The following is a 9944-nucleotide window of genomic DNA, read 5'->3' on the forward strand; positions in this document are numbered from 1 at the left end:
CTCGGCGCCCCCCCCCCCACGGGGGGGGGGGGGGGGGGGGGCCCCCCGGGGGGGGGGGGGGGGGGCCCCCCCCCCCGCGAGAGGTCAGGACAACGGGAAAGGGGCCCGGCGTCAGCCGGGCCCCTTGAACAGCGTGCGCGAGGAGGGAGTTGAACCCTCACGTCCTTTCGGACACACGGACCTGAACCGTGCGCGTCTGCCATTCCGCCACTCGCGCGAGTCACTTTGACAGCTCGGACAGCTTAACAGGGGGTTTGAACGGGTTTCACCGGGGGTCGTGTCCAGCCGGGCTTACCCGGATAGGATCGGAGCGGAAGCAACAGGCGTGAGGAGGTTTGCCCCGGTGGGCCGCGTAGAGCGCTTTGACAGGCGCCTCGAGAACCTGGTGGGTAATACCTTCGCGCGCATGTTCGGTGGCAATGTCGTCACTCAGGAAGTGGCGGTTGCGCTCGAGCGGGAAAGCGAGGACAACGTTCGTGAGCTGGCAGGCGGTCGGCAGCTCGCCCCGAATCACTACATCGTGTCGCTGGGGCAGGCTGATCACGAGCGCATGGCCGGTGACGAGCAAAGAGTCACCAGCGCCCTGGCGAGGGCTGTGGCGGAACATCTCGCCGAGCACGGCTGGGACACCTATGGTGACGTCGTCGTGTCACTCGAGCGCAACGAGGCGCTGCATACTGGACAGTTCAAGACCCGTTCGTCCGTCGATCCCGACGTCAGGTCTCCTGACGCCGCCGGTTCGTCACGGTCGGCACTACCCAGCAACGCAGGAGACCCAGCAATGAGCCAGCCCCCCGGCTACGGCCAAGGCCAATACGACAAGGGTGACCCGTACGGCCAGCAGCAGCACGGCCAGTACGGCTACGGACAGCAGGGTGGCCAGCAACAGCCCGGGTACGACCAGGGCTATGGCCAGCAGGGCGGCTACGACCAGGGCCAGGGATACGGGCAACCGCCGCAGCCCGGGTACGACCAGGGGTACGGGCAGCAGCCCGGCTACGACCAGGGGTACGGCGGTCAGCAGCCCGGGTACGACCAGGGCTATGGCGGGCAGCAGCCCGGGTACGACCAGTACGGCGGCCAGCAGCAACCCGGGTATGACCAGGGTTACGGCCAGCAGCCCGGCTACGACCAGGGCTATGGCCAGCAGCAGCCCGGGTACGACCAGTACGGCGGCCAGCAGGGTGGCTACGACCAGTACGGCCAGCAGCAGGGGTACGGCCAGCCCGCGGGCGACCCGTACGCGCAGCAGGGTGGCGGCTACGGCGGTGGCGCGCGGCAGCTGGCGGCGAGCCTGCAGCTGGACGACGGGTCGAACCGGACGTACTCGCTCAAGCAGGGCGGGAACGTGGTCGGCCGCGGTCAGGACGCGGACTTCCGGCTGCCGGACACCGGGGTCTCGCGCCGGCACCTGGAGATCACCTGGGACGGGCAGAGCGCGACGCTGGCGGACATCGGGTCGACCAACGGAACCACGGTGAACGGCACGCCGGTGCAGACGTGGCAGCTCGCCGACGGCGACGTCATCCGCGTCGGTCATTCGTCCCTCGTGTTCCGAACCCAGGGCTGAGCGGCGGGCACTGAGTAGGTTCGGTGCAGAATTGCCCTTGCGGGCGTACTGCGGCGAACCGGCGTCGTGGGCTGCGTGCAGAGTCGGGAGCGGACACAACAAGTGCCAGAGCTGGTCGTTCAACTCACCAGGGTGGGCTTTCTCGTGCTGCTCTGGCTTTTCGTGTTCGCCGCGCTGCGGATCGTGCGTTCGGACCTGTACGCGGCTTCGGGGCTCCGGGTACAGGTGCCGAGCTTCCGCCGCACCAAGGACAAGAAGAAGCCACGCAGCAGCAAGTCGCCGCAGCAACTGCTGGTGACCCATGGGGCACTGGCCGGGACCAGGATCGCGCTCGACGGCAGGCCGATCCTGATCGGCCGCGCCGACGACTCGACGCTGGTGCTCGACGACGACTACGCCTCGACCCGGCATGCCCGGATCGTGCAGCGCGGGGAGGACTGGTACGTGGAAGATCTGGGCTCGACGAACGGGACCTATCTCGACCGGGCTAAGGTCACTGCACCCCTCCGGGTCCCGCTCGGAGTCCCCATCCGGATCGGCAAGACGGTGATCGAGCTTCGCCCATGACTCTCGTCCTCCGCTACGCGGCCCGCAGTGACCGGGGCCTGGTGCGTTCGAGCAACCAGGACTCCGTCTACGCCGGTCCCCGCCTTCTCGCGCTCGCCGACGGTATGGGCGGGCACGCGGCCGGTGAGGTGGCCAGCAAGGTCGTCATCGCCTCGCTCGCCCCGCTCGACGACGACGAACCCGGTGACGACCTGCTCGCCCAGTTGCGCGACGCGGTGGCCACCGGCAACGGCGCGATCGCCGAGCTGGTCTCGCAGGACCCCGATCTCGACGGGATGGGCACGACGCTGACCGCGGTGCTGTTCGCCGGCACCCGGCTCGGCCTGGTGCACGTCGGCGACTCGCGCGCGTACCTGTTGCGGGGCGGGCAGTTCACCCAGATCACCCGCGACGACAGCTTCGTCAACGAACTGCTCGAACAGGGCCGGATCACCCCGGAGGAGGCCGCGGTCCACCCGCAGCGTTCGCTGCTGCTCAAGGCGCTGACCGGGCACGAGGTGGAGCCGAGCCTGACCGTGCGGGAGGCCCGCGCCGGCGATCGGTACCTGATCTGCTCGGACGGGCTGTCCGGGATGGTCAGCGACGAGACGCTGGCCGAGGCGGTGCAGATCGCCGACCCGCAGGAATGCGCCGACCGGATGATCGAGCTGGCGCTCAAGGGCGGCGGCACGGACAACGTCACGGTGATCATCGCGGACGTCGTCGACGTCGACTTCGGTGAGGACGCCCCGATCGTCGGGGGCGCCGCCGGGGACGGCAGCGACGAACGGCATCAGGGCGATTCGCCCGCCGCGCGGGCAAGGGCGCTGACGCAGCCACCGCCGCAGCCCAGACCGGAGCTGCCGCAGCCGCAAGAGGATCCGAAGGCGAAGCGCCGGAAGCGGTTTCGCTGGCTGATCGGCTCGCTGGTGGTGCTGATCGTGCTGGCCGCCGCCGCGATCGCGACCCGGTACTTCGTGCTGAGTCAGTACTATGTCGGCGAGGGAGCGGACGAGGAGGTCGTGATCTTCCGCGGCGTCCCCGGCAGCATCCTCGGCATCCAGCTGCACTCGTACGAGCAGGGTTCCTGCCCGCCGGGTCAGGTGTGCACGGCGAAGCTGCGCGTGCCGCAGTTGCAGGAAGACGCGCGGATCGCGGTGAAGAACGGCGTCAAGAAGGAAAGCCTCGACGACGCCCGCAAGTACATCGACGACTTCCTGCAGCGGCAGAAGCGACTGAACGACTGCAAGCCCGCCGCGCCGGGTCAGTCCGGGCAGCCGACCCCCACGCCGAGCTCGGCGCCTCCGTCGTCGGGTGAGCCCACTCCCGCCTCGTCGTCGGCGAACCAGCCAGCGGGGAGGGACTGCTCGACGCCGAGTACGGCACCGACGACGGGAGGCGGTAACTGATGAGTCAGCAGCAGCTGGCCGACTCGGTGTCCGCCCAGTTCCAGACCAATCCGCCCCGCGAGCTGCCCGGCCGCCGCAACGCCGAGCTGCTGTTGCTGGGGTTCGCCGCGGTGATCGTCACGCTCGCGCTGGTGATCGTCGAGGCGAACCAGGAGCAGGAACTCACCCTCACGATCCTCTGGCTCGGTCTCGCCTATCTCGCCATCCTGACCGCCGCGCACCTGGCCGTCCGCCGCTGGGCACCGAACGCCGACCCGGTGATCCTCCCGTGTGTCGCGCTGCTCAACGGCATCGGCCTGGTGATGATCCACCGGCTCGACCTGGCGTACGAGGACCACGCGACCGAGGCGGACGACAAGTTCAGCCCCGCCGTGCCCAGCCAGCTGCTGTTCACCGTCATCTCGCTGGTGCTGTTCGTGGCCGTGCTGATCGTGGTCAACGACCACCGCACGCTGACCCGTTACGGCTACACCGCGGGCCTGATCGGCATCGTCGCGCTGATCCTGCCCGCGCTGCTGCCCGCGAGCATCTCCGAGGCCAACGGCGCGAAGGTGTGGATCAGGCTCCCCGGCTTCTCGATCCAGCCGGGTGAGTTCGCGAAGATCCTGCTGATCATCTTCTTCGCGTCGTTCCTGGTGTCCAAACGCGATCTGTTCATGGTGGCGGGCAAGAAGATCGTGGGTGTCGAGCTGCCCCGCGCCCGCGACCTCGGCCCGCTGCTGATCGCCGCGATCGTCTGCATGGGCGTGTTCGCGTTCGAGAAGGAACTCGGCGCGGCGCTGCTGCTGTTCGGCATCATCCTGGTGATGATCTACGTGGCCACCGAGCGGGCCATCTGGGTGATCGTCGGGCTCAGTTTCTTCGCGGTCGGCTGCGTGATCGCCTACAACCTGTTCTCGCACGTCCGGGTCCGGGTGGAGAACTGGATCGATCCGTTCGCCGACATCGACAACAAGGGCTACCAGATGGTGCAGAGCCTGTTCGGGCTCGGCACCGGCGGTATCGGCGGCACCGGCCTCGGCGCGGGACGGCCCGACATCGTGCCCGAGGCGAACACGGACTTCATCACCGCGGGTATCGGCGAGGAACTCGGCTTCATCGGGCTCGCCGCTGTCCTGATGCTGTACCTGCTGATCGCGATGCGTGGCATGCGCAACGCGCTGGCGGTGCGGGACACTTTCGGCAAGCTGCTGGGCTGCGGGCTCGCGTTCACCATCGTCATGCAGATCTTCGTCGTCGTCGGCGGCGTCACGAAGCTCATCCCGGAGACCGGTATCACCGCTCCGTTCCTGTCCAAGGGTGGCTCGTCGCTGCTCGCGAACTACATCCTGGTGGCCCTGTTGCTCCGAATCTCCGACGCGGCGCGCAAACCGGCCGCGCGGCCGAAGCCGCAGCAACCACAGGCCCCGCTGGCCGAGGCGCACACCGTGATGGTGCAGCGCCCGCCGGTCGCCGGGGACGGGAGGGCCCAGTGAACACCCCCATGCGCAAGGTCGGCATCGCGATGCTGGTGATGGTGGTGCTGCTGCTGGCGAACGCGACCTACATCCAGGTGGTCAAGGCCGACGACTACCGCACCAACCCGCGCAACCAGCGGGTGCTCTACGACGAGTACGCCAGGGAGCGCGGCCAGATCGTGTCCCCGAACGGCACGGTGCTGGCGAAGGTCGAGAAGTCGAACGACAAGTACAAGTTCACCCGCACCTACACCGACGGGCCGATGTACGCGCCGGTCACCGGCTACTACTCGATCAACTACGGTTCGGGCGGGCTGGAGCGCGCCGAGGACGACGTCCTCAACGGCTCGGATCCCCGGCTGTTCGTGCGGCGGCTCTCGGACATGGTCACCGGCCGCGATCCGCGCGGCGGCAACGTGCGGCTGACGATCGACCCGGCGGTGCAGAAGGCCGCCTACGACGGGATGACGAAGCACGGCTACACCGGCGCGGTGGTCGCGCTGGAGCCCAAGACCGGCCGCATCCTGGCGATGGTCTCGACGCCGTCCTACGACCCGAACAAGCTCTCCACGCACAACGGCAAGGACCAGATCGCCGCATGGGAGTCGTACAACGACAAGAACGGCAAGAACCCGATGCAGAACCGGGCGATCCAGGAGTACTACCCGCCGGGTTCGACATTCAAGCTGGTCACCGCCGCAGCGGCGCTCGAGGCGGGCAAGAAGCCGACCGACAAGATCGACACCTCGCCGAACACCAAGCTGCCCGGCACGAACGTCACGCTGGAGAACTACGGCGGCGAGGTCTGCCCCGGCGACACCTTCAAGGACGCGCTGGCGTACTCGTGCAACGTGCCGTTCGCGCAGATGGCCGGTGAGCTGGGCAAGGACAAGCTGAACAAGACCGCGGCGAACTACGGCATCGGGCAGAACAACCTGACCGTGCCGATGAAGGTCCAGCCCTCCACGCTGGGCCCACTGGACTCGCCGGGCGCGCTCTACCAGAGCGGCATCGGCCAGCGCGACGTCCGCCTCACGCCGCTGCAGGACGCCATGCTGTCGGCGACCATCGCCAACGGTGGCATGGCGATGACACCGCAGCTGGTGCAGTCGGTGCTGGCGCCGGATCTGTCCACGATCGAGGACTACACCCCGAAGGAGCTCACCGGAACGCCGGTGATGTCCAGCGAGAACAACGGGATCCTCAAGGACATGATGATCGCGTCCGAGGCCAACACCAAGGGCGGCGGCAAGAACCCGAAGATCCAGATCGCGTCCAAGACGGGGACCGCCGAGCACGGCGTCAACCCGAAGCAGACCCCGCCGCACGCCTGGTACACCGCGTTCGCGCCGGCCAACGACCCGCAGATCGCCGTCGCGGTCATCGTCGAAAGTGGCGGTAACCGCGGGCTGGCCGCGACCGGTGGCTCGGTCGCCGCCGAGATCGGCCGCGCCGCGATCAACGCCAAGCTCGGGGGTGGATAGCGGATGCTGTCCTCGGGTCAGCTGCTGGCCGAGCGGTACAAGCTGACGAACCGGATCGCCGTCGGCGGGATGGGCGAGGTCTGGCAGGCCAGCGACACCAGGCTCGACCGGACGGTCGCGGTCAAGGTGCTCAAGGCGGAGCTCTCGGGCGACGCGGAGTTCCTGCACCGCTTCCGCACCGAAGCCAGGATGACGGCCTCGCTGAACCACCCCGGCATCGCCGCCGTGCACGACTACGGCGAGACGATCGCGGGCGAGCAGGGCACCGGGGACGAGCTGTCGATCGCCTACCTGGTCATGGAGCTGGTCGAGGGTGATCCACTGGCAGGGCTGCTCGCCAAGCACGGGCGGCTGTCGGCCGATTTCACCCTGGACATCCTGGAGCAGGCGGGCAACGCACTGCAGGCCGCGCACGAACAGGGCCTGGTGCACCGCGACGTCAAGCCGGGCAACATCCTGGTGACCCCGGCCGGGCAGGTGAAGATCACCGACTTCGGCGTCGCGAAGGCCGCCGACGCGGCGCCGGTGACCCGGTCCGGGATGGTCATGGGTACCGCCCACTACATCGCCCCCGAGCAGGCGCTCGGGCACGTGGCCGAACCCGCCAGCGACGTCTATTCGCTCGCCGTGTGCGGGTACGAATGTCTCGCCGGGCACCGGCCGTTCCTCTCCGAAAACGCGGTGACCGTCGCGATGATGCACATCCGCGACATCCCGCCCCCGCTGCCACCCGACGTCCCGCCGGGGGCCCGCGCGGTGATCGAGGCGACGCTCGTCAAGGACCCCCGCCAGCGCTATTCGGCGGGTGGCGAGTTCGCGAACGCGGTCGCCGCCGTCCGCGCCGGTCTCCCGTTGCCGACGCCGTCCGGGCTGGTCCAGGCGTCGTACCCGGCGAACCAGCCGCCGGTGCAGCCGTCGCTGGCGCCACCGGCCCCCCTGTCTCCACCCAACCCGATGGTCGCGATCGGTCCGCCGTCTCGCCCGGCCATGCACCCGGTGTCCCCGGCTCCCCGGCGCAGGAGCCAGTGGGGCTGGTGGGTGCTGCTCGCGGTGATCATCGTCGCTGTCCTCGCGGCAGGCGCGCTGGTCGCCATGAAGCTGGTCGGTTCGGGCAACGGAGCCCCGCCGCGGAACGTGGAGACGAATGAACCGGTTCCGGGCGGGCAATCCCCCGCTCCCGCGCAGTCGCTCGCGCCGACCATGTATCCCGTGGTCCCGTACGGCAGAGCGCCGGGCCGCACGACATCGGGGTCGCGCGAAAACGACGGCCGGCAAGGCATCATGACCACATCTTGGACGGAATGGAACGGCATTCAGAGATGAGCACACCCAGACTGCTCTCCAACCGGTACGAGCTGGGCGACACGCTCGGCTACGGAGGCATGTCCGAGGTCCATCACGGCCACGACGTGCGGCTCGGCCGGGAAGTCGCGATCAAGATCCTGCGTGCCGACCTGGCCCGTGACCCGCAGTTCCTGGAGCGTTTCCGCCGGGAGGCGCAGAACGCCGCCGCCCTGAACCACCCGGCGATCGTCGCGGTCTACGACACCGGCGAGGCGAACACCGAGTTCGGCCCGCTGCCGTACATCGTGATGGAGTACGTCGAGGGCCGGACGCTGCGGGACATCGTCAAGACCGAGGGCCCGCTGTCGCAGAAGCGCGCGATGGAGGTCATGGCCGACGTCTGCGCCGCGCTGGACTTCTCGCACCGGCACGGCATCGTGCACCGCGACGTCAAGCCGGCGAACGTCATGATCACCAAGAACGGCGCGGTCAAGGTGATGGACTTCGGCATCGCCCGCGCGATGCACGACGGCCAGTCCGCGATGACCCAGACCGCCGCGGTGATCGGCACGGCACAGTACCTCTCGCCGGAGCAGGCCCGCGGCGAGTCGGTCGACGCCCGTTCGGACGTCTACGCCGCCGGCTGTGTGCTGTACGAACTGGTCACCGGCGAACCGCCGTTCACCGGGGACTCCCCGGTGGCCGTGGCCTACCAGCACGTCCGGGAGGACCCGAGCGCGCCGTCGACGGTGAACCCCGCGGTGTCGCCGGAACTGGACGCCGTCGTGCTCAAGGCACTGGCGAAGGGCCCGGCCAACCGCTACCAGTCCGCCGCCGAGATGCGTTCGGACCTGGTGCGCACGCTGTCCGGGCAGCGGCCGTCGGCGCCGATGGTCATGTCCGAGGACGAGCGCACCCAGGTCATGGACACCGACCGCCGGACGCAGGCGTACGACGACTACGCCGAACCGGAGGAAGACCCGAAGGCGAAACGACGACGCCGGATCTGGCTGGCGATCGGCGCGGGGGTGTTCGTGCTCGCCGCGGTGCTCGGCATCATGGCGCTGCTCGGCGCGTTCAACTACAAGTCGGAGGCCAAGCCCATCCCGCAGGTGCTGCACCAGCAGGTTGAGGTGGCCAAGGCCAAACTGCGCTCACAGGGCTTCACCAACATCGGCCCGGACAAGCAGGTCGTCTGCGGTGGCGCCCAGCCCACCGACGGCGGTCCGACCTGTACCGCCGACGACATCGGCAAGGTCGTCAAGATCGAGCCTGGTGAGGGACAGAGCATCCCGGTCGACCAGCAGGTGACGCTGTCCGTGGGGGCGAAGCCCGGCCAGACCAGCGTCCCCGACCTCAAGGGCAAGTCCCTCACCGACGCGGTGAAGGAGCTCACCAACAGCAAGCTGCGGATCGGCAACACCACCGAGGTGGAGGTCAGCGACCCGAGCCAGGCCGGGATGGTCCAGTCCCAGAATCCGGCAGCGGGATCCTCGGTGGAGCTGAACTCCACTGTGGACATCGTGGTCGGCAAGGCGCAGGGCAACAAGAACGCCCAGGACTACACCGGTCAGCAGTACTCCTCGGCCGCCGCCGCGCTCAAGGCCGCGGGGTTCACGGTCAAGCGGGTGGACCAGGCTTCGGACAAGCCCGAGGGCGAGGTCATCAGCCAGAGTGCGAGCGGTTCGCTACCGCCGGGTACCACCATCACGCTGGTGGTGTCGGACGGTTCGCAGCAGCAGATCACCCTGCCCGACCTGACCGGTCAGACTCCCGAGTCGGCACAGCAGTTGCTGCAGGCCAAGGGCTGGAAGGGCCAGTTCAACAAGCAGACGGACCGCTCGGGCAAGGGCGACCCCGGCACGATCGTGAAGACCAACCCGCAGAGCGGGACGCAGATCGGCAAGACCGCGACGGTCACGATCTTCGTCGCCGACAGCAACGGCAACCCGACGTCGTCGAGTTCGTCGACCTCAGGCCTGTTCCCGCCAGGCAGGCCCTGACGGCATGAAGTCCTGAGACAGGCCCGCACGGTTCTCCGTGCGGGCCTGTTTCGTACTTTCAGGCGCGGCGGCGTAGCAGGTAGCCCACCGTGGTGGGGGGGGGGCGCGCCCCCCCCCCCCCCCCAACCCCCCCCCCAACCCGGGGGCCCGGCACCCCGGCCGAGGTTGTGAAAGCAACCACCACCGCGATA

At 68.9% G+C, this 9944-nt stretch carries 7 protein-coding genes and 1 tRNA gene; 7 read left to right on the forward strand and 1 reads right to left on the reverse strand.

Annotated elements, in window-relative coordinates; genetic code table 11:
* Positions 1 to 134: 134 nt before the first annotated feature.
* Positions 135 to 217, reverse strand: a tRNA-Leu gene (locus ACFWX1_RS33275).
* A 126-nt stretch (positions 218 to 343) separates the two neighbouring features.
* On the opposite strand from ACFWX1_RS33275, the gene ACFWX1_RS33280 reads away from it, so the two are divergent.
* The 7 genes from ACFWX1_RS33280 (at position 344) to pknB (ending at position 9753) form a co-directional block, all read left to right on the forward strand.
* Positions 344 to 1570 (forward strand): DUF3662 and FHA domain-containing protein, encoded by a 1227-nt coding sequence (locus ACFWX1_RS33280; protein WP_378393726.1) that lies wholly within the window; start codon positions 344 to 346, stop codon positions 1568 to 1570.
* 102 nt (positions 1571 to 1672) lie between these two features.
* Positions 1673 to 2137 (forward strand): FHA domain-containing protein, encoded by a 465-nt coding sequence (locus ACFWX1_RS33285; protein WP_378393727.1) that lies wholly within the window; start codon positions 1673 to 1675, stop codon positions 2135 to 2137.
* Entirely contained in the window at positions 2134 to 3525 is a 1392-nt protein-coding gene (locus ACFWX1_RS33290) for a PP2C family protein-serine/threonine phosphatase (RefSeq protein ID WP_378393728.1), read from the forward strand. The genes ACFWX1_RS33285 and ACFWX1_RS33290 overlap by 4 nt, the downstream gene beginning before the upstream one ends.
* Positions 3525 to 5000: an FtsW/RodA/SpoVE family cell cycle protein gene (locus ACFWX1_RS33295; protein ID WP_378393729.1), complete on the forward strand. Its 1476-nt coding sequence runs from the start codon at positions 3525 to 3527 to the stop codon at positions 4998 to 5000. The genes ACFWX1_RS33290 and ACFWX1_RS33295 overlap by 1 nt, the downstream gene beginning before the upstream one ends.
* On the forward strand, positions 4997 to 6466 hold the full coding sequence (locus tag ACFWX1_RS33300) for a peptidoglycan D,D-transpeptidase FtsI family protein (RefSeq protein WP_378393730.1): 1470 nt from the start codon (positions 4997 to 4999) through the stop codon (positions 6464 to 6466). The genes ACFWX1_RS33295 and ACFWX1_RS33300 overlap by 4 nt, the downstream gene beginning before the upstream one ends.
* 3 nt (positions 6467 to 6469) lie before the next feature.
* Positions 6470 to 7789 carry a serine/threonine-protein kinase gene (locus tag ACFWX1_RS33305; RefSeq protein ID WP_378393731.1) on the forward strand — a complete coding sequence of 440 codons (1320 nt, stop codon included), beginning with the start codon at positions 6470 to 6472 and terminating at the stop codon, positions 7787 to 7789.
* Positions 7786 to 9753, forward strand: coding sequence for a Stk1 family PASTA domain-containing Ser/Thr kinase (gene pknB / locus ACFWX1_RS33310; protein ID WP_378393732.1), 1968 nt, complete (start codon positions 7786 to 7788; stop codon positions 9751 to 9753). Before ACFWX1_RS33305 ends, pknB begins: the two co-directional genes overlap by 4 nt.
* The last annotated feature ends 191 nt before the right edge of the window (positions 9754 to 9944 follow it).

This window comes from Amycolatopsis sp. NPDC059021, assembly GCF_042739895.1.
GTDB lineage: Bacteria > Actinomycetota > Actinomycetes > Mycobacteriales > Pseudonocardiaceae > Amycolatopsis.

Excerpts from the sequence above, each read along its gene's own strand:
- ACFWX1_RS33290 (WP_378393728.1), top strand. The coding sequence starts at position 2,134 with ATGACTCTCGTCCTCCGCTACGCGGCCCGCAGTGACCGGGGCCTGGTG.
- ACFWX1_RS33295 (WP_378393729.1), top strand. The coding sequence starts at position 3,525 with ATGAGTCAGCAGCAGCTGGCCGACTCGGTGTCCGCCCAGTTCCAGACC.
- ACFWX1_RS33305 (WP_378393731.1), top strand. The coding sequence starts at position 6,470 with ATGCTGTCCTCGGGTCAGCTGCTGGCCGAGCGGTACAAGCTGACGAAC.
- pknB (WP_378393732.1), top strand. The coding sequence starts at position 7,786 with ATGAGCACACCCAGACTGCTCTCCAACCGGTACGAGCTGGGCGACACG.